The 19,357-nt window shown below is 71.6% G+C and carries 15 protein-coding genes; 7 read left to right on the forward strand and 8 right to left on the reverse strand.

Annotated elements, in window-relative coordinates; all coding sequences use genetic code 11:
* Nucleotides 1-152: 152 nt before the first annotated feature.
* The 3 genes from pyk to pta all read right to left on the reverse strand — a co-directional run bounded on the left by pyk (nucleotide 153) and on the right by pta (nucleotide 4,971).
* Nucleotides 153-1,583, reverse strand: a complete 1,431-nt coding sequence (gene pyk / locus AFM16_RS26910; protein WP_030784765.1) for a pyruvate kinase — start codon at nucleotides 1,581-1,583, stop codon at nucleotides 153-155.
* Between the two features lie 89 nt (nucleotides 1,584-1,672).
* On the reverse strand, nucleotides 1,673-2,884 hold the full coding sequence (locus AFM16_RS26915; RefSeq protein ID WP_078634868.1) for an acetate kinase: 1,212 nt from the start codon (nucleotides 2,882-2,884) through the stop codon (nucleotides 1,673-1,675).
* Entirely contained in the window at nucleotides 2,881-4,971 is a 2,091-nt protein-coding gene (gene pta / locus AFM16_RS26920) for a phosphate acetyltransferase (RefSeq protein WP_078634869.1), read from the reverse strand. The genes AFM16_RS26915 and pta overlap by 4 nt, the downstream gene beginning before the upstream one ends.
* A gap of 219 nt (nucleotides 4,972-5,190) precedes the next feature.
* On the opposite strand from pta, the gene AFM16_RS26925 reads away from it, so the two are divergent.
* A complete protein-coding gene (locus AFM16_RS26925; protein ID WP_030784775.1) occupies nucleotides 5,191-6,216 on the forward strand; it encodes an ATP-dependent 6-phosphofructokinase in 1,026 nt (341 codons plus the stop codon).
* 35 nt (nucleotides 6,217-6,251) lie between these two features.
* Entirely contained in the window at nucleotides 6,252-6,809 is a 558-nt protein-coding gene (locus AFM16_RS26930; RefSeq protein WP_030784776.1) for a hypothetical protein, read from the forward strand.
* A 19-nt stretch (nucleotides 6,810-6,828) separates the two neighbouring features.
* Here the strand turns inward: AFM16_RS26930 and AFM16_RS26935 are convergent, their stop codons facing one another.
* Both AFM16_RS26935 and AFM16_RS26940 read right to left on the reverse strand, forming a co-directional pair.
* Entirely contained in the window at nucleotides 6,829-7,530 is a 702-nt protein-coding gene (locus AFM16_RS26935; protein ID WP_078634870.1) for a response regulator, read from the reverse strand.
* Nucleotides 7,531-8,066: 536 nt separating this feature from the next.
* Nucleotides 8,067-9,719 (reverse strand): sensor histidine kinase, encoded by a 1,653-nt coding sequence (locus tag AFM16_RS26940; RefSeq protein WP_078634871.1) that lies wholly within the window; start codon nucleotides 9,717-9,719, stop codon nucleotides 8,067-8,069.
* A gap of 122 nt (nucleotides 9,720-9,841) precedes the next feature.
* Here AFM16_RS26940 and AFM16_RS26945 point away from each other — a divergent pair, with 122 nt between their 5' ends.
* Nucleotides 9,842-11,266 carry a cation:dicarboxylate symporter family transporter gene (locus tag AFM16_RS26945; protein WP_078637105.1) on the forward strand — a complete coding sequence of 475 codons (1,425 nt, stop codon included), beginning with the start codon at nucleotides 9,842-9,844 and terminating at the stop codon, nucleotides 11,264-11,266.
* A 96-nt stretch (nucleotides 11,267-11,362) separates the two neighbouring features.
* Here AFM16_RS26945 and AFM16_RS26950 read toward each other — a convergent pair whose 3' ends face one another.
* Together AFM16_RS26950 and AFM16_RS26955 are read right to left on the reverse strand one after the other, a co-directional pair.
* Complete coding sequence (locus AFM16_RS26950; protein WP_078634872.1) at nucleotides 11,363-12,289, reverse strand: aldo/keto reductase; 927 nt, start codon at nucleotides 12,287-12,289, stop codon at nucleotides 11,363-11,365.
* Between the two features lies 1 nt (nucleotide 12,290).
* A complete protein-coding gene (locus AFM16_RS26955) occupies nucleotides 12,291-13,229 on the reverse strand; it encodes an NAD-dependent epimerase/dehydratase family protein (protein WP_245177811.1) in 939 nt (312 codons plus the stop codon).
* Nucleotides 13,230-13,340: 111 nt separating this feature from the next.
* Here AFM16_RS26955 and AFM16_RS26960 point away from each other — a divergent pair, with 111 nt between their 5' ends.
* The 4 genes from AFM16_RS26960 (at nucleotide 13,341) to AFM16_RS26975 (ending at nucleotide 16,970) form a co-directional block, all read left to right on the forward strand.
* Nucleotides 13,341-13,784: an Lrp/AsnC family transcriptional regulator gene (locus tag AFM16_RS26960; protein WP_078634874.1), complete on the forward strand. Its 444-nt coding sequence runs from the start codon at nucleotides 13,341-13,343 to the stop codon at nucleotides 13,782-13,784.
* 67 nt (nucleotides 13,785-13,851) lie between these two features.
* On the forward strand, nucleotides 13,852-14,253 hold the full coding sequence (locus AFM16_RS26965) for a MerR family transcriptional regulator (protein ID WP_030784797.1): 402 nt from the start codon (nucleotides 13,852-13,854) through the stop codon (nucleotides 14,251-14,253).
* Entirely contained in the window at nucleotides 14,247-14,573 is a 327-nt protein-coding gene (locus AFM16_RS26970; RefSeq protein WP_078634875.1) for a thioredoxin family protein, read from the forward strand. The genes AFM16_RS26965 and AFM16_RS26970 overlap by 7 nt, the downstream gene beginning before the upstream one ends.
* 117 nt (nucleotides 14,574-14,690) lie before the next feature.
* Entirely contained in the window at nucleotides 14,691-16,970 is a 2,280-nt protein-coding gene (locus tag AFM16_RS26975; RefSeq protein ID WP_078634876.1) for a HelD family protein, read from the forward strand.
* Nucleotides 16,971-17,003: 33 nt separating this feature from the next.
* Here the strand turns inward: AFM16_RS26975 and glgB are convergent, their stop codons facing one another.
* Nucleotides 17,004-19,352 carry a 1,4-alpha-glucan branching enzyme gene (glgB, locus tag AFM16_RS26980; protein WP_078634877.1) on the reverse strand — a complete coding sequence of 783 codons (2,349 nt, stop codon included), beginning with the start codon at nucleotides 19,350-19,352 and terminating at the stop codon, nucleotides 17,004-17,006.
* Nucleotides 19,353-19,357: the final 5 nt, after the last annotated feature.

Consider the following 19,357-nt stretch of genomic DNA (forward strand, 5'->3'; position numbering starts at 1 on the left):
TCCGGGAACCGAGAAGGACCCGTCCGGGAGCCGCACAAACGCCGAGGGCGCCCCCTGCAACAGGGGGCGCCCTCGGTGTCGTACAAAGCCGCTCGGGCGTCGTACAGGCCCCTCGGCGGGGTCGGGACCGCCGAGGGGACGTGCTGCGGCGGTCAGTCGTTCGCGCCGTTGCCCAGGTGGTGCACCCGGACCATGTTGGTGGTGCCGGGGACGCCGGGGGGCGAGCCGGCGGTGATGATGACGATCTCGCCCGGGTTGAACCGGTTGAGCTTGAGGATCTCCTGGTCCACCAGCTCGACCATCTCGTCGGTGCTGTTCACGAACGGCACGATGTGCGACTCCACGCCCCAGCTCAGCGCGAGCTGGTTGCGGGTGTTCTCGTCCGTGGTGAACGCGATGATCGGCTGGCCCGCGCGGTAGCGGGAGAGCCGGCGCGCGGTGTCGCCGGACTGGGTGAAGGCCACCAGGCCCCGGCCGCCGAGGAAGTCGGCGATCTCGCACGCGGCGCGCGCGATCGAACCGCCCTGCGTGCGCGGCTTCTTGCCCGGCACCAGCGGCTGCAGGCCCTTGCTCAGCAGCTCCTGCTCGGCCGCGGTGACGATCTTCGACATCGTCTTCACGGTCTCGATCGGGTACGCGCCCACGCTCGACTCGGCGGACAGCATGACCGCGTCCGCGCCGTCCAGGATCGCGTTGGCCACGTCGGACGCCTCGGCGCGGGTCGGACGGGAGTTGGTGATCATCGACTCCATCATCTGGGTCGCCACGATCACCGGCTTGGCGTTGCGCCGGCACAGCTCGATCAGCCGCTTCTGCACCATGGGGACCTTCTCGAGCGGGTACTCGACGGCCAGGTCGCCACGGGCCACCATGACGGCGTCGAACGCCGCGACGACGTCCTCCATGTTCTCCACCGCCTGCGGCTTCTCCACCTTGGCGATGACGGGGACCCGGCGGCCCTCCTCGTCCATCACCCGGTGGACGTCGGCCACGTCCTTGGCGTCGCGGACGAAGGACAGCGCGACCAGGTCGGCGCCCATGCGCAGCGCGAACCGCAGGTCCTCGATGTCCTTCTCGCTCAGCGCGGGCACGTTGACGGCCGCGCCGGGCAGGTTGATGCCCTTGTGGTCGGAGATGACCCCGCCCTCGATGACGATGGTCCGCACCCGCGGGCCCTCGACGTCCAGGACCTTCAGCTCGACGTTGCCGTCGTTGATCAGGATCTGGTCGCCGCGCGAGACGTCACCGGGCAGACCCTTGTACGTCGTGCCGCAGATCGTCTTGTCGCCCGGGACGTCGTCGGTGGTGATGGTGAACTCGTCACCGCGCACCAGCTCCACCGGGCCCTCGGCGAAGGTCTCCAGGCGGATCTTCGGGCCCTGGAGGTCGGCGAGCACACCGATGGCCCGCCCGGTCTCCTTGGCGGCGGCCCGGACCCGGTCGTACCGGCCCTGGTGCTCGGCGTGCGTGCCGTGGCTGAAGTTGAAGCGGGCCACGTTCATGCCGGCTTCGATCAGGGACACGAGCTGCTCGTGGGAGTCGACCGCGGGGCCGAGAGTACAGACGATTTTCGAACGGCGCATGGGGCGATCCTATCGGTTTGTTTCGCTCCGGAATATTCCGTCTGGCGGAAGATACAAATGGGCGGCTCGGTGCTCAGTTGCTTTCCGGCTCAGTTTGTCCTTTCCACCAATGCGTAGGTCTGTGTGGCGATCTCCAGTTCCTCGTCCGTCGGCACCACCGCGACCGCCACCCGGGCGTCCGGCGGCGAGATCAGCCGGGGCTCGTCGCCGCGTACGGCGTTCAGCGCGTCGTCCACCGCCAGGCCCAGGGTCTCCAGGCCCGCGACGGCCGCCGCGCGCACCTCGGCGGAGTTCTCGCCGACCCCGGCGGTGAACGCCACCGCGTCCACCCGCCCGAGCACCGCGCAATACGCGCCGATGTACTTCTTCAGCCGGTGAATGTAGATGTCGAACGCGAGCTCCGCCCGTGCGTCCCCCTCGTCGATACGGCGCCGGATCTCCCGCATGTCGTTGTCGCCGCACAGCCCGATGAGCCCGCTCTTCTTGTTGAGAAGAGTGTCGATTTCGTCGATGGACATATTGCCGACGCGGGCCAAATGGAAGATGACGGCCGGGTCGGTGTCGCCCGAACGCGTACCCATCACGAGGCCCTCCAAGGGGGTCAGCCCCATCGAGGTGTCCACGCAGACACCGCCCCGCACGGCCGAGGCGGACGCCCCGTTGCCCAGATGGAGCACGATCACGTTCACCTCTTCCGGTGCCTTGCCCAGCAGCTCGGCCGTCGCCCGGGAGACGTACGCGTGTGAGGTGCCGTGGAAGCCGTAGCGCCGGATGCGGTGCGCGTCGGCGGTCTCCACGTCGATCGCGTAGCGGGCGGCCGACTCCGGCATCGTCGTGTGGAAGGCGGTGTCGAACACCGCGACCTGCGGCAGATCGGGGCGCAGCGCGCGGGCGGTCCGGATGCCGGTGAGATTGGCCGGGTTGTGCAGCGGGGCGACCGGGATCAGCCGCTCGATCTCGGCGAGCACCGCGTCGTCGATCACGGTCGGCCGGGTGAAGGTCTGCCCGCCGTGCACCACCCGGTGGCCGATGGCGGCCAGTTCGGGCGAGTCCAGCCCGAGCCCGTCCTTGGCCAGCTCCTCCGCCACGGCCTTCAGGGCGGCGTCGTGGTCGGCGATCGGGCCGTTCCACTCCCGGGCCTCCCCGCCGGCGGCCAGCGGCGTGTGCTTCAGCCGGGACGTGCGCTCACCGATGCGCTCGACGAGCCCCGCGGCCAGCCGGCTGTTGTCGCGCATGTCGAGGAGCTGGTACTTCACCGACGAGGAGCCGGAGTTGAGGACGAGGACACGGCTGGCGGTCACGGGGCGGTGGGCCTCTCGATCGGGTTCTGGGCCTGGATGGCGGTGATGGCGACGGTGTTCACGATGTCCTGGACGAGGGCGCCCCGGGACAGGTCGTTGACCGGCTTGCGCAGACCCTGGAGCACCGGCCCGACGGCGATCGCGCCGGCCGAACGCTGCACGGCCTTGTAGGTGTTGTTGCCGGTGTTGAGGTCCGGGAAGATCAGCACGCTGGCCTGGCCCGCGACGTCCGACTCCGGCAGCTTGGTGGCGGCGACGGTCGGCTCCACCGCCGCGTCGTACTGGATCGGCCCCTCGATCTTGAGGTCGGGGCGCCGCTGCCGCACCAGTTCGGTCGCCTCGCGCACCTTGTCCACGTCGGCGCCCGAGCCGGACGTACCGGTCGAGTACGACAGCATCGCGATCCGCGGCTCCACCCCGAACTGCTCGGCGGTGGCGGCGGACTGGATGGCGATGTCGGCGAGCTGCTCGGCGTCCGGGTCCGGGTTCACCGCGCAGTCGCCGTAGACCAGAACCTTGTCCGCGAGGCACATGAAGAACACCGACGAGACGATGTCGGCGTCCGGCTTGGTCTTGATGATCTCGAAAGCGGGCCGGATGGTCGCGGCCGTGGAGTGCACGGACCCCGAGACCATGCCGTCGGCGAGACCCTCCTGCACCATGAGCGTCCCGAAGTAGTTCACGTCCGAGACCACGTCGTACGCCAGCTCCACGCTGACGCCCTTGTGGGCGCGGACGGCCGCGTACTTCTCGGCGAAGGAGTCGCGCAGCCCGCTGGTCGCCGGGTCGATCAACTGGCAGTCTCCGAGGTCGATGCCCAGGTCGGCGGCCTTCTTGCGGATCTGGTCGACCGGACCGAGCAGCGTGAGGTCGCAGACCGAGCGGCGCAGCAGCACCTCCGCGGCGTGCAGCACACGCTCCTCGGTGCCCTCGGGCAGCACGACCCGGCGCCGGTCGGAACGGGCCTGTTCGAGGAGCTTGTGCTCGAACATCATCGGCGTCACCCGGTCGCTGCTCGGCGCCGAGACCCGGCTCAGCAGCCCGCCGGTGTCCACATGCCGCTCGAACAGCCCGAGCGCGGTCTCCGCCTTGCGCGGGGTGGCCGCGTTCAGCTTGCCCTCCAGGGAGAACAACTGCTCTGCGGTGGGGAAGCTGAGGCCCGGCACCGAGATGACCGGGGTGCCCGGGGCGAGCCGGGCGGCGAGGGTGAGGACCTCGTCGGAGGGCACCTCGTTCAGGGTGAGCACCACACCGGCTATCGGCGGGGTGCCGGCGCTGTGCGCGGCGAGCGCGCCGATCACCAGGTCGGCCCGGTCGCCCGGGGTGACGACCAGACAGCCCGGGGTCAGGGCGTGCAGGAAGTTCGGGAGCATCGCGCCGCCGAAGACGAAGCCCAGCGCGTCCCGGGCGAGCCCCGAGTCGTCGCCGAGCAGCACCTTCGCGCCGAGCGCCTGCGCGACCTGCGCCACGGTCGGGGCGGAGAGCGCCGGTTCGTCGGGAAGCACGTAACAGGGCACCGGCAGCCGGGTGTCGAGCGCGGCCGCGATCTTGTCGCGGTCCTCACGGGCCACCCGGTTGGTCACCATCGCCAGTACGTCGCAGCCGAGGCCCACGTACGCCCGGTAGGCGTTGCGGGTCTCGGCGAGCACCGACTCCGCGGTCTGCCCGCGGCCGCCGACCACCGGGATCACGGCCGCGCCGAACTCGTTCGCCAGCCGCGCGTTCAGGGCCAGTTCGTCGGGGAACTGGGTGTCGGCCCAGTCGGTGCCCAGGACGAGCACCACGTCGAACTCCCGGGCGACCCGGTGGAACCGCTCGACGAGGGTGGAGACCAGTTCGTCGGCGCCCTGCTCGGCCTGGAGCGCGGACGCCTCGTGGTAGTCCATGCCGTAGACGGTGGCCGGGTCCTGTGCCAGCCGGTAGCGGGCGCGCAGCAGCTCGAAGAGCCGGTCGGGCCCGTCGTGGACGAGGGGGCGGAAGACTCCCACCCGGTCGACCTGTCGGGTCAGGAGTTCCATGACCCCCAGCTCGACGACCTGCCGGCCGTCGCCGCGGTCGATACCGGTCACGTACACGCTGCGGGTCACGCGTGCTCTCCGTTTCTGTCCTGGGTGTTTCTGTCCTGGGTGTTCTCGACGCCTGCCATCAAACCCTGGTCACAAAAATCGCCCACCTAGGTGAGCAGATCCCTCTTGACAATACCTCTGCGCGTGGATAAGGCGCCCGTCAAGAGACAGCCCGTACGGCGGCGTGGAAGAATCGGTCCCGGCTCACCCGCATCCTCAGCGAGCAGGAGACACAGCACGATGCGCATCGGAGTTCTCACCGCAGGTGGCGACTGCCCCGGCCTGAACGCAGTGATCCGGTCGGTCGTGCACCGCGCCGTCGACAACTACGGCGACGAGGTCATCGGCTTCGAGGACGGCTACGCCGGTCTCCTCGACGGCCGTTACCGCGCCCTCGACCTCAACGCCGTCAGCGGCATCCTGGCCCGCGGCGGCACCATTCTCGGCTCGTCCCGGCTGGAGCGCGACCGGCTGCGGGAGGCGTGCGAGAGCGCCTCCGACATGATCCACGACTTCGGCATCGACGCGCTGATCCCGATCGGCGGCGAGGGCACGCTCACCGCGGCCCGCATGCTGAGCGACGCCGGACTGCCCGTGGTCGGCGTCCCCAAGACCATCGACAACGACATCTCCTCGACGGACCGCACCTTCGGCTTCGACACGGCCGTCGGCGTCGCCACCGAGGCGATGGACCGCCTCAAGACGACCGCCGAGTCCCACCAGCGCGTGATGGTCGTCGAGGTCATGGGCCGGCACGCGGGCTGGATCGCCCTGGAGAGCGGGATGGCGGCGGGCGCCCACGGCATCTGCCTGCCGGAGCGGCCCTTCGACCCTGCCGACCTGGTCAAGATGGTCGAGGAGCGCTTCTCCCGCGGCAAGAAGTTCGCCGTCATCTGCGTCGCCGAGGGCGCCCACCCCGCCGACGGCACCATGGACTACGGCAAGGGCGCCATCGACAAGTTCGGCCACGAGCGCTTCCAGGGCATCGGCACGGCCCTCGCCTACGAGCTGGAGAAGCGGCTCGGCAAGGAGGCCCGGCCGGTCATCCTCGGCCACATCCAGCGCGGCGGCGTCCCCACGGCCTACGACCGGGTTCTCGCGACCCGGTTCGGCTGGCACGCGGTGGAGGCGGCGCACCAGGGCGAGTTCGGCAAGATGACCGCGCTGCGCGGCACCGACGTGGTGATGGTGCCGCTGGCCGAGGCCGTCACCGAGCTGAAGACCGTCCCGAAGAACCGGATGGACGAGGCGGAGTCGGTCTTCTAGCCTGATCCTTCCGTCAGGGGGAGGGGGCGGCCGGCATGGCCGAACAGGACATGGGCGAGGGGCAGTTGCTGCTCGCCGAGTACCAGAGCGTGAAGGACGAGCAGAAGGCCCGGATCGGCTTCCGGGACAACCTGCTGTACGTGACCCTGGCGGTGGTCGCGGCGGTGATCGCCGCCGCGGCCCAGGCCCGCCAGACGTCGATGCTGCTCGCGCTGCCGCCGGTGTGCGTGGTCCTCGGCTGGACCTATCTGGTCAACGACGAGAAGATCTCCGCGATCGGACGCTACGTGCGCGGCGAGCTGACGCCCCGGCTGGCGGCCGTCACCGGCGCCGTGGACGTCTTCGGGTGGGAGACCTTCCACCGCGGCGACGCCCGCCGGACGTCCCGCAAGATCGTCCAGTGTGTCGTCGACCTGCTCGCCTTCTGCGTCGTACCGCTGGCCGCGCTGATCGTGTACTGGGGCGGCGGACAGCTCTCGTCGGGGCTGCTGGTGCTGTCGCTGGTGGAGGCGGTGGGCGTCGTGGGGCTCGGGGTGTTCGTGGTGCTGTACGCGGTGCCGTTCGGGACCGGAACCGGGGGCGCGGGGGTGTGATCCTCCGCAGCGCAGGGGGCTAGCGGCTTCTCCCGGCCGCCCCCCGCACCCACCGGTACACCAGCTCCGGGCGGCCCACCTGGCCGTAGAGCGGTCTGCGTTCGGCGCGGCCCGCGTCCACCAGATGCTCCAGATAACGCCGGGCCGTGATCCGGGAGATGCCGACCGCCTCGGCGACACCGGCCGCGGTCAGGCCCTCCTCGCTCTCGCGCACGGCCCGGGTCACCCGCTCCAGCGTCGGCGCGCTCAGCCCCTTCGGCAGGGCGGCCGGGCCCGGGGCGCGCAGGGTCGCCAGGGCGCGGTCGACCTCGTCCTGGCCGCTCGCCTCACCGGCCGCGCCCCGGAACTCCGCGTAGCGGACCAGACGGTCGCGCAGCGTTGCGAACGTGAAGGGTTTCAGCACGTACTGGACGACTCCGAGCGACACCCCTTCCCGCACCACCGTCAGGTCCCGCGCCGACGTCACCGCGATCACGTCCGCGTGATAGCCGGCGGCCCTGAGAGAGCGGGCCAGTTGGAGGCCGTGGCCGTCCGGGAGGTGCAGGTCGAGCAGCAGCAGGTCCACCGGGGTGCGGTCCAGCAGCCGACGGGCCTCGGCACCCGTGTGCGCCTTCCCGACCGCGACGAAACCGGGCACCCGTCCCACGTACATGACATGCGCGTCCGCGGCAACCGGATCGTCCTCGACAACCAGCACCCGAATCGGCTCCCCGTCTGGCACCCGCGGCCCGCCCGGCCCGCCGGGTGCACCGGTCCCGCCCGGCCTATCGGTCCCGCCGGGCGCACGGCTTCCGCCTGGCCCGCCCGTCCCGCCTGGCGCACCGCTTCCGCTCGCCACACCGGTCCCGCTAGGTCCACGGCTTCCGCTCGGCATACCGCCTCTGCCCGGCCCGCCGCTTCCGCCCGGCCCGCCGGTCCCGCTCGGCCCACCGCTTCTGTCTGGCCCGCCCGACCCGCCGCTTCCGCTCGGTCCATCGCTCCCGCTCGGCGCCCCGGGCTTGCCCGGCGTACCGCTTCCCCCCGGCGTACCGGTTCCGCTCGGTCCACTGCTTCCGCCCGGCCCATCGGTCCTGCTCGGCGCACCGGTCCCGCTCGGTCTACCGCTTCCGCTCGGCCCGTCGGTCCTGCCGGGCGCACGGCTCCCGCTCGGCGTACTGGTCCCGCTCGGCCTACCGGTCCCGCCGAGCGCACGGCTTCTGCCCGGCCCACCGGTCCCGCCCGGCGCCCCGCTTCTGCCCGTCTCTCCCGACACCTTCGTCATCCCTTGTCCTCCGCCCCCGTCAGCCCGGGAGTACCGGAAGACGCCGTGGCGCGCAATGGGAGGCGTACGAGGAACTCTGCGCCGCCGGCGTCCGCCTCCGTCACCGAGAGGGTTCCCTCGTGGCGCAGGACGGCCTGGCGGACCAGTGCCAGGCCGAGGCCGCGGCCGCCCGGGCCCGAGGGCTTCGTGGAGAAGCCGCGTTCGAAGACGAGCTGCGCGTGCGCGGGGTCCACGCCCGAACCGGTGTCGGCCACCCTGAGGAGCAGCTCGCCGCCGCCGTCGCCCTCCGTGGACGCGGTCACCGTCACCCGGGCCCGCACACTGCCCTGCGCCGCGTCCACCGCGTTGTCGATGAGGTTGCCGAGGATGGTGACCAGGTCGCGGGCGGGCAGCGAGGGCGGGAGGAGACCGTCGTCCAGGCGGCTGTCCGGCGAGACGACCAGCTCGACGCCCCGCTCGTTGGCCTGCGCGGTCTTGCCCAGCAGCAGCGCGGCCAGCACCGGTTCGCCCACCGCCGCCACCACCTGGTCGGTCAGGGCCTGGGCCAGTTCCAGTTCCGCCGTCGCGAACTCCGCGGCCTCCGGTGAGCGGCCCAGCTCGATCAGCGACACGACGGTGTGCAGCCGGTTCGCCGCCTCGTGCGCCTGCGAGCGCAGCGCCTGCGTGAAGCCCCGCTCCGAGTCCAGCTCGCCCATCAGGGACTGGAGTTCGGTCACGTCCCGCAGGGTGACGACCGTGCCGCGGTGCTCACCGCCCGACACCGGGGAGGTGTTCACCACCAGGACCCGTTCCGCCGCGAGATGCACCTCGTCGACCCGGGGCTCGGAGGCCAGCAGCGCGCCCGTGAGCGGCGCCGGCAGCCCCAGCTCGGCCACGGACCGGCCGACCACCTCCTCCGAGACCCCCAGCAGCTCCCGCGCCCCGTCGTTGATCAGCGCCACCCGGTACTGCCCGTCCAGCATCAGCAGCCCCTCGCGCACGGCGTGCAGCGCGGCCTGGTGGTAGTCGTGCATCCGGCTCAGCTCGGTCGCGTTCATCCCGTGGGTGTGGCGGCGCAGCGACGCGTTGATCACGTACGTGCCCACCGCCCCCAGCAGCAGCGCGCCCGCGGCCACCGCGATCAGGGCCGTCACCTGGTCCTGAACCCGCTTGCTGATCTCCTCGACCCGGATCCCGGCGCTGACCAGGCCGATGATCCGTCCGTCGCCCTCCTCGATCGGGGTGACCGCGCGGACCGAGGCGCCCAGGGTGCCGGTGTAGGTCTCGGTGAAGGTGCGGCCCGCCAGCGCGGCCGCGGTGTTGCCGCGGAAGGGCCGGCCTATCTCCTTCTCGTCCGGGTGGGTCCAGCGGATCCCGTCCGTGTTCATGATCGTCACGAAGTCGACGTCCGTGTCCCGCACGACCCGCAGCGCGTACGGCTGGAGTTCCGCGCTGGGGTCGGCGGTGTGGATCGCCGCCCGCACGGACGGCGAGTCGGCGACGGAACGGGCCACCGCGGTGGCCTGCCGGGCGGCCGCGTCCTCGGCCTGGCGGTGGTTGCTGGCCCAGGCGAACAGCGCGTACCCCGCGACGACGATCGCTATCAGCACCGCCTGCATGGCGAAGAGCTGGCCGGCCAGGCTGCGCGGCCGGGGGGAGGGGAGGCGCATGCCGTCAGTGTGCCCCCGAGGTCCGGCGTGAACTAAATGAACGGAAGGGTGACCGCCCTCACAGCCCGGGAGATAGTCACCGCATTCCCCATCTCTCCCCGGACGTGAGCCGCACGCCGGTGATGCCGACGAAGACGTCAAGGAGGGCAGCCGTGGCCGCCAGCAGCACCCCCGATACGGCACCTGCCGCACCCGCCAAGCGGGACCGCACCCACTACCTGTACATCGCGGTGATCGTCGCGGTCGCCCTCGGCATCGCCGTGGGTCTGATCGCGCCCGACTTCGCCGTCGAGTTGAAGCCGATCGGGACCGGCTTCGTCAATCTGATCAAGATGATGATCTCGCCGATCATCTTCTGCACGATCGTGCTCGGCATCGGATCGGTCCGCAAGGCCGCGAAGGTCGGCGCCGTCGGCGGTATCGCCCTCGGCTACTTCCTGGTCATGTCGCTGGTCGCCCTGAGCATCGGTCTGGTCGTCGGCAACATCCTGGAGCCGGGCACCGGCCTGGCGATCACGGACGCGGTGAAGGAGACCGGCCAGGCGCAGGTCTCGGCCGAGGCCAAGGACACCACCGAGTTCCTGCTCGGGGTCATCCCGACCACCATCGTCTCCGCCTTCACCGGCGGCGAGGTGCTCCAGACGCTGCTGATCGCCCTGCTCGCCGGGTTCGCGCTCCAGGCCATGGGGTCGGCCGGGCAGCCGATCCTGCGCGGGGTGGAGCACATCCAGCGGCTCGTCTTCCGCATCCTCGGCATGGTGATGTGGGCCGCCCCGATCGGTGCCTTCGGCGCCATCGCGGCCGTCACCGGCTCGGCCGGCGTCGACGCCCTCAAGAGCCTCGCCGTCCTGATGCTCGGCTTCTACGTCACCTGCTTCCTCTTCGTCTTCATCGTGCTCGGGGCGCTGCTGCGGGTGATCGCGGGCATGAACGTCTTCTCGCTCTTCAAGTACCTGGGCCGGGAGTTCCTGCTGATCCTGTCCACCTCCTCCTCCGAGTCCGCGCTGCCGCGGCTCATCGCGAAGATGGAGCACCTGGGCGTCAGCAAGCCCGTCGTCGGCATCACCGTCCCGACCGGCTACTCCTTCAACCTCGACGGCACCATGATCTACATGACCATGGCGTCCCTCTACATCGCCGACGCCATGGGCACGCCGATGTCGGTCGGCGAGCAGATCCCGCTGCTGCTGTTCCTGCTGGTCGCCTCCAAGGGCGCGGCGGGCGTCACCGGCGCCGGTCTCGCGACGCTGGCCGGCGGTCTCCAGTCGCACAAGCCGGCCCTGGTGGACGGCATCGGCCTCATCGTCGGCATCGACCGCTTCATGAGCGAGGCCCGCGCCCTGACCAACTTCGCGGGCAACGCCGTCGCCACCGTCCTGATCGGCACCTGGACCAAGGAGATCGACCGCGAGCGGGTCGGCCTGGTGCTGTCCGGCGGGCTGCCCTTCGACGAGAAGACCCTCCTCGACGACGACGGCCACGGCGGCGCGGGGACCGACGTCCCCGAGCAGCGCGAGGACGGCCAGAAGGAACTGGCCCGCGCCTGACCCCACGCACCCCGGCCCCTCCCCACTCCGGATGCCCGGCCCCGCCTGAACCGGGGCCGGGCATCCGGCCGTTGTCCGACGACAGGCATCCGGCCGTCATCCGACGGACCGCGCCGCCCGTCCGTGCTCCACCGCCGCCTCCAGCAGCGTCGACTCCTCCTCGGTCAGCTCCAGGCCGGCCGCCCCGGCCGAGTCGCGGGCCGTCTCCGGGCGGCTCGCTCCCGGGATGACGACGACGGTGGGGGAGCGGGACAACAGCCAGGCCAGACACACCTGTTGGGGACTCGCCCCGTGCTCCCGCGCGATCGCGTGGAACGCGCCGAACGGCCCCTCGCCCGGCGCCTGTCCCAAGGACCCGCCCGGCCCGTCCAGGGCGCTGCGGGAGATGCCGCCGAGCGGGCTCCACGGCAGGAAGGCCAGCCCCAGGGCGGCCGTCAGCCGCAGCTCCGGCTCGCTGTCGCCGAACGAGGGGGAGTAGCGGTTTTGTACGGAGACCAGCCGGTCGCCGAGGATCGCGCGGGCGGCGCGGATCTGGCCGGTGTCCACGTTGGAGACGCCCGCCAGCCGGATCTTGCCCGCGTCCAGCAGCTCCCGCAGCGCGCCGACCGACTCCTCGAAGGGGACGGAGGGGTCGGGCTTGTGCAGGTGGTAGAGGCCGATCGCCTCCACGCCGAGCCGTCGCAGCGAGCCCTCGGCGGCCGCCCTGAGATGGCGCGGGTCGCCGTTCACGGTCCAGTCGGCGCCCGCCGGCCGGCCCCGCCCGCCCTTGGTCGCGATCAGCACGGCGTCGGTGTCACCGCCGTAGGAGCGGAGCGCGCGGGCCAGCAGCCGTTCGTTGTGGCCGGGTTCCTCGCCGGGCAGATGGTAGGAGTCGGCGGTGTCCAGCAGGGTCACCCCCGCGTCCAGCGCCGCGTGCACGGTGGCCAGCGCCCGTGCCTCGTCGGGGCGGCCCTCGACGGACAGCGGCATCGCGCCGAGTCCGACCGCGCTCACCCGCAGGTCCCCCAGAGTGCGGTGCCGCATCTCAGTCGCCCTTTCCGGCGGCGCCCGACCGGGCCGCCGTGCCGAGGGTCTCGGTCACCGCCCGCGGCAGCCACCGCCGTACGTCGCCGAAGCGGTAACCGAGCGCGACCGCACGGGAGTTGTCCATGCCGTAGAAGCGGCGGAAGGAGAACGGGGAGACCTCGCCGATCTCGCTCTCGCGGAACACCGTCTCACCGTAGGGGAGTTGTGCGGCGATCGCCTCGCAGAGGTCGCGGGTGGTGAGCCGGCCGTGGGAGGCCGCGTTGACCGGGCCCGTGAAGTCCTGGCCCACCGCCCAGAACAGGAAGTCGGCGATCTCCTCGACGTGGATGTAGGTGGCGGGCTGGTTCACCGTCGGCACGGTGATCGGCTCACCGGCCCGGATGCGGGAGACGTAGTGCTCCAGCCGGCCGGTGAAGTCGTCGTCCCCGCCCAGCACATGGGCGACGCGCACGGCGGCCCACGGGAACGGCGGGTCCGTCGCGAACACCGCCTCCGCCTGCCGCTTGCCCTCGCCGTAGTGGGCGTCGGTGAACTCCGAGTCGTTCCAGGGGAGTTCGAGGTCTACGACGACGTCCAGCGGATCGACGTCCGCCTCCCGTACGGGCGCGAGGGAGTCCTCGTACTCGTACACCTCGACGGTGGACGTCATCAGATAGCGGCCGGTGCGGCCGGTGAACACCCGGCGGGCGACGGCCGCCTGGCGCGGGGTGTAGCAGACCTGGTCGACGACGGCGTCGAAGACGCGGGAGCCCAGGGCGGCGCGCAGCGACGCCTCGTCGTCGCGGTCGGCGACCAGATGCACCGTGCCCGGCGGCGGGGCCGACGATCCGCGGTTGAGGACCGTCACCCGGTCCCCGGCGGCGAGCAGCCGGGCGATCAGCCGCTTGCCGAAGTAGCGGCTGCCGCCGATGACCAGTACCTCTCGTGGCTTGTCCATGACCATAATTCTCCCGGCGTATCCGCCCGTCCTGAAGGGGGAACCATGGGAGTTTCGGCCGCCGCACCGAAAGAACCTCGGCCGTCACGGGCCGCCACCGTCGAAACGTCGGTGGCCTTCGACGCCCTCGACCGGCAGATCCTGCTGCTGCTCCAGACCGACGGCCGGATCAAGCTGAGCGAGCTGGGCCGCAGGGTCCGGCTGAGCCCGGCGGCGGTCACCGAGCGGGTCCGGCGCCTGGAGGCCGCGGGGGTGATCGACGGCTACGGCGCCCGGGTCGTCCCGGCCCGGCTGGGCTACGGCATCGAGGCGTTCGTCCGCGTCGATCCGCACGGCGGGTACACCCTGAGGCATCCGAGGACCCTGGAGCTGATGGACCGGCCGGAGATCACCGAGGCGCACCACGTGGTCGGCGAGGACTGCTGGATCCTCAAGGTCGCGGTGGCCGACACCGTGCATCTGGAGGAGGTCCTGTCGGAGATCTCGGCCCTCGGCCGCACCACCACGTCGATCGTGCTCACCTCGCCGATACGCCACAAGCCCCTGTTGCCCTGATGCCGGACCGCTCCCCGACGCCGGACCTGTTGCCTTGACGTCGGCGTCAAGCCGTACGTTCGTCGGTATGCGAATCGGCGAGCTGGCCGCGCGGGCCGGAACCACGACGCGGACGCTGCGGTACTACGAGTCGCGGGGGCTGCTGCCCGCGCGACGCGACGAGCACGGGTACCGGACGTACGACGAGAGCGATCTGCGGCTGCTGCGGCAGATCAGGACGCTCCGGGACTTCGGGTTCGAGCTGGAGGAGACCCGGCCGTTCGTGGAGTGCCTGCGGGCCGGTCACCCCGAGGGGGACTCGTGCCCGGCCTCGCTCCTGGTCTACCGGCGCAAGCTGGCGGAGCTGGACGCGCTGATCGGGCAGCTCACGGCGGTGCGGGCGCAGGTCGGCGCCCAGCTCGCGCGGGCCGAGGCGGCGGTTCCGGGGGGTCCGGAGCCGAAGTGCGAACTGGGAGGCCGGACATGGTGACCGATGTGCGGGACGTGACGGACGCGGACTTCGAGACCGAGGTGATCGGGTCCGAGCTGCCGGTGCTGGTGGAGTTCACCGCCGACTGGTGTCCGCCGTGCCGGCAGATGGGGCCGGTGCTGAAGGCGCTCGCGGCGGAGGAGGGCGAGCGGCTGAAGGTGGTGCAGCTCGATGTGGACGCCAATCCGGCGACCACCAACGCCTACAAGGTGCTGTCGATGCCGACCTTCATGGTCTTCCGCGACGGCGAGCCGGTGAAGGCGATGGTCGGCGCCCGTCCGCGTCGTCGGCTGCTGGAGGAGCTGTCCGAGGTGCTCTGACCCCCTGAACAGGAGAAATCCCCCGAGCAATTGCGCTCGGGGGATTTCTTTGCGTATATTCGATGATTCGCGACTTCGGAAATATCGATACGCGAAGAAGTTCAGTGAGCACAGTATATCCGGGCGGGAGTGGAATTGTCAAACACCGAAATTCCGGACGATGAATTGCGGCACGAGCAGGAATTCATCGACGGACTGTACGCACGCGTGGACGCCCTGCGCGGCGACACCGAGACCGCCGTCACCGACGCCCTCGCCCAGGGAGACACCCCCATGCAGGCCCGCCTGGAGCGGGACATCCTGGTCGCCGAGCGCTCGGGGCTGCTCGCCGCGCTGAACGCGGTGGACGGCTCCCTGTGCTTCGGCCGGATCGACCTCGCCTCGGGCGTCAGCCACCACATCGGCCGGATCGGGCTGCGCGTCGACGACGCCGACCGCACCCCGGTCCTCATCGACTGGCGGGCCGACGTCGCCCGCCCCTTCTACCTGGCGACCGGCCACACCCCGATGGGGCTGCGCCGCCGCCGGCACATCAGCAGCGAGGGGCGCCGGGTCACCGCCCTGCACGACGAGTTCCTCGACCTCGGCGACCGGGAGCGGACCGGCCACGAGGACCCGGCGGGCGACGCCGTGCTGCTGGCCGCGCTGAACTCCGCGCGCACCGGCCGTATGGGCGACATCGTGCAGACCATCCAGGCCGAGCAGGACGAGATCATCCGCGCCCCGCACCGGGGCGTCCTGGTCGTGGAGGGCGGCCCCGGCACCGGCAAGACCGCCGTCGCCCTGCACCGCGCCGCCTACCTCCTCTACGAGCACCGCGAGCTGCTCGCCAAGCGGGCCGTCCTGATCGTCGGACCCAACCCCGCCTTCCTCGGCTACATCGGCGAGGTGCTGCCCTCGCTCGGCGAGACCGGCGTGCTGCTCGCCACGGTCGGCGAACTCTTCCCCGGCGTGAGGGCGACGGCCGCGGACACCCCCGAGGCGGCCGCGGTGAAGGGGCGCGCCGCCATGGCGGACGTCCTCGCCGCCGTCGTACGCGACCGGCAGGCGCTGCCCGACCCGGTGATCGCGATCGAGCACGACCGGGAGGTCCTGATGCTCGACGACGGTCTCGTCGGCGTCGCCCGCGAACGCACCCGCGCCGCGAAGCTCCCGCACAACGCGGCCCGCGAGCACTTCGAGGGGCACATCCTCAACACGCTCACCGAGCTGTACGCCGAGCGCGTCGGCACCGACCCGTACGACGGCACGAGCCTGCTCGACCCCAGTGACATCACGCAGATCCGCGACGAGCTGGCCGAGAACCCCGAGGTCTGGTCCGCGATCGATCAGCTCTGGCCGAGGATCACCCCGCGCCGTCTGGTCGCCGACTTCCTTGCCGCACCCGAGGCGTATCTGGACGGGGCCGACGCGGCCGCCGTCCGCCGCCCCGTGACCCGGGAATGGACCGTCGCGGACGTGCCGCTGCTGGACGAGGCGGCCGAACTCCTCGGCGAGGACGACCGGCTGGCCCGGATCCGCGCCGAACGGGAACGCGCGACCCAGATCGCCTACGCGCAGGGCGTCCTCGACGTGTCGTACGCCTCCCGGACCTACGAGTTCGAGGACAAGGAGGACGGCGACCCGGACAGCTCCGAGGTGCTGTCGGCCCACGACATCATCGACGCCGAACGCTTCGCCGAGCGGCACGAGGAGGACGACCACCGCAGCGCCGCCGAGCGCGCCGCCGCCGACCGCACCTGGGCGTTCGGCCACATCATCGTGGACGAGGCGCAGGAGCTGTCGCCGATGGCGTGGCGGCTGCTGATGCGGCGCAGCCCGACCCGCTCCATGACCCTGGTCGGAGACCCCGCCCAGACCGCCGAGGCGGCCGGCGTCGGCTCCTGGTCCGGCATCCTCGCCCCCTACGTCGAGAACCGCTGGGAGCACACCCGCCTCGGCGTCAACTACCGCACCCCCGCGGAGATCATGGAGATCGCGGCGGCAGTCGTCCGCGCCGAGGACCCCGGCTTCGAGCCCCCGGCCTCGGTGCGCTCCACCGGCGTACGGCCCTGGGCGCGCGCCGCCGAGGACCTGCCCGAGGCGGTCGCCGCCGCCGTCGAGGAGCTGACCCCCGAGGAAGGCCGGCTCGCCGTCATCGCCCCGCGCGCCCTGCACCGGCGGCTGGCCGCCCGGCTGGACGGCGTGACGGCCGGCGCCGAACCGGACCTGACCCGCACGGTCGTCCTCCTCGACCCGCGCCAGTCCAAGGGCCTGGAGTTCGACTCGGTGCTCGTGGTGGAACCGGCCGACTACGGCACCAGCGATCTGTACGTCGCCCTCACCCGGGCCACCCAGCGGCTCGGCGTGGTCCACCACAAGGAGCTGCCGACGGCACTGGCGGCGGCCCTGGGCTGAGGTGCCGGGGCGGGCCGGGGCCCCGGTGGCCCGTCAGGCCGGGCGCAGCCAGAGGGTCGCGAGCGGGGGCAGGGTCAGTCGGATCGACGCCGGGCGGCCGTGCCACCCCTGTGGCTCCGGTTTGAGCGGGTCCGGGTGGGCGACCCCGCTGCCGCCGTAGCGCTCGGCGTCGGTGTTGAGGAACTCGTGCCAGGCGGGGACGTCGTCGGGGACGCCGATGCGGTAGTCGTGGCGGACCACGGGGGAGAGGTTCGCGACGCACAGCAGCGGGGTGCCCTCGGCGTCGTGGCGCAGGAAGGCGAAGACGTCGTCCTCGGCGGCGTCCCCGACCACCCACTGGAACCCGGCCGGGTCGGTGTCGAGCTGCCAGAGCGCGGGCGCCGACCGGTACCCGGCGTTGAGGTCGCGCACCAGGTCCCGCACCCCGCGGTGATCGGGCTCCGCCGGGTACGCGGGATCCAGCAGCCACCAGTCCGGGCCGTGCGCTTCGGACCACTCGGCGCCCTGCGCGAACTCCTGCCCCATGAAGAGGAGTTGCTTGCCCGGGTGGGCCCACATGAAGGCCAGGTAGGCGCGCAGGTTGGCGCGCTGCTGCCACCAGTCGCCGGGCATCTTCGACACCAACGACCGCTTCCCGTGCACCACTTCGTCGTGGGAGATGGGCAGGACGTAGTTCTCGCTGTACGCGTACACCATCGAGAACGTCATCTCGTGGTGGTGGTGCTTGCGGTGCACCGGCTCGTGGCTCATGTACTGGAGCGAGTCGTGCATCCAGCCCATGTTCCACTTCAGCCCGAAACCCAGCCCGCCGAAACCGCTCGGGCCCCGGTGGTGGGTCGCCCGGGTGACCCCGTCCCAGGCCGTCGACTCCTCCGCCACCGTCACCACACCCGGGCAGCGCCGGTACACGGTGGCGTTCATCTCCTGGAGGAAGGCGACCGCGTCCAGGTTCTCCCGGCCGCCGTGCTCGTTCGGGGTCCACTGCCCCGGCTCGCGCGAGTAGTCGAGGTAGAGCATGGAGGCGACGGCGTCCACCCGCAGCCCGTCGATGTGGAACTCCTCGCACCAGTACACCGCGTTGGCCACCAGGAAGTTGCGCACCTCGCGCCGCCCGAAGTCGAACTCCAGCGTCCCCCAGTCCGGATGGGCCGCCCGCAACGGGTCCTCGTGCTCGTACAGCGGCCGCCCGTCGAACTCCGCCAGCGCCCACTCGTCGCGCGGGAAATGCGCCGGCACCCAGTCCATCAGGACCCCGATCCCGGCCCGGTGCAGCGCGTCCACCAGGAACTTGAAGTCGTCCGGCGTGCCCAGCCGGGCCGTCGGCGCGTAGAAACCGGTGACCTGATAGCCCCAGGAACCCCCGAACGGATGCTCCGCGACCGGCATCAGCTCCACATGCGTGAACCCGAGGTCCCGGACGTACGCGGGCAACTGCTCGGCGAGCTGACGATACGTCAACCCGGGCCGCCAGGACGGCAGATGGACCTCGTAGACGGAGAACGGCGCCTCGTGCACCGGCGTCGCGGCACGGCGGTCCAGCCACTCGGCGTCGCCCCACTCGTAGCGCGAGGTGTGCACGATCGACGACGTGGCCGGCGGCACCTCGGTGCGCCGGGCCAGCGGATCGGCACGCAGGGTGTGCGTACCGTCCGGCCGGGCTATGTCGAACTTGTACAACTCCCCCTCGCCGACCCCGGGCACGAACAGCTCCCACACCCCGGACGACCCGAGCGAACGCATCGGGAACCCGGTGCCGTCCCAGAAGTTGAAGGACCCCACCACCCGCACGCCCTGCGCGTTCGGCGCCCACACGGAGAACCCGGTGCCGCTCACGCCCTGGTGGGTCGCCGGGTGCGCGCCGAGGACCGTCCACAGCTCCTCGTGCCGGCCCTCGCCGATCAGATGCAGGTCCAGCTCGCCCAGCGTGGGCAGGAAGCGGTACGCGTCCTCGACCTCAACGGTGGTGTCCTCGTAGGCCACCAGGAGCCGGTAGTCGGGGACGTCCGTGAGCGGCAGCAGCGCGGAGAAGAAGCCGTCGCCGTCGTCGTGCAGCTCGGCCCGCAGCCCCTCCGCCACGACCGTCACCGCCCGCGCGAAGGGCCGCAGCGCCCGGAACACCACCCCGCCGGGCACCGGATGCGCGCCGAGCACGCCGTGCGGATCGTGATGGGTGCCGTGCAGCAGCCGCTCACGGTCGACGGTGCCGAGGGCGGGAGAGAAGGAGACGGACGGGACGGGCTCGACGGGCACCGGCACCGCGGGGGCCTGCTCCACCCCGGCCTGCTTCTTCTTCACCGCGGCCTTCTTGGCCCCGGACTTTCTCGCTCCGGCCTTCTTCACTGCGGACTGCTTCCCGGTGGCCTTCTTCTTCGGGGGAGTCACGTACG

Source organism: Streptomyces antibioticus (assembly GCF_002019855.1).
GTDB classification, from domain to species: Bacteria; Actinomycetota; Actinomycetes; order Streptomycetales; family Streptomycetaceae; genus Streptomyces; species Streptomyces antibioticus_B.

What these genes read in the sequence shown, in the direction of transcription:
- pyk (WP_030784765.1), bottom strand. Translation starts at nt 1,583, where the DNA reads ATGCGCCGTTCGAAAATCGTCTGTACTCTCGGCCCCGCGGTCGACTCC.
- AFM16_RS26925 (WP_030784775.1), top strand. Translation starts at nt 5,191, where the DNA reads ATGCGCATCGGAGTTCTCACCGCAGGTGGCGACTGCCCCGGCCTGAAC.
- AFM16_RS26930 (WP_030784776.1), top strand. Translation starts at nt 6,252, where the DNA reads ATGGCCGAACAGGACATGGGCGAGGGGCAGTTGCTGCTCGCCGAGTAC.
- AFM16_RS26940 (WP_078634871.1), bottom strand. Translation starts at nt 9,719, where the DNA reads ATGCGCCTCCCCTCCCCCCGGCCGCGCAGCCTGGCCGGCCAGCTCTTC.
- AFM16_RS26945 (WP_078637105.1), top strand. Translation starts at nt 9,842, where the DNA reads ATGCCGACGAAGACGTCAAGGAGGGCAGCCGTGGCCGCCAGCAGCACC.
- AFM16_RS26950 (WP_078634872.1), bottom strand. Translation starts at nt 12,289, where the DNA reads ATGCGGCACCGCACTCTGGGGGACCTGCGGGTGAGCGCGGTCGGACTC.
- AFM16_RS26955 (WP_245177811.1), bottom strand. Translation starts at nt 13,229, where the DNA reads ATGGACAAGCCACGAGAGGTACTGGTCATCGGCGGCAGCCGCTACTTC.
- AFM16_RS26965 (WP_030784797.1), top strand. Translation starts at nt 13,852, where the DNA reads ATGCGAATCGGCGAGCTGGCCGCGCGGGCCGGAACCACGACGCGGACG.
- AFM16_RS26970 (WP_078634875.1), top strand. Translation starts at nt 14,247, where the DNA reads ATGGTGACCGATGTGCGGGACGTGACGGACGCGGACTTCGAGACCGAG.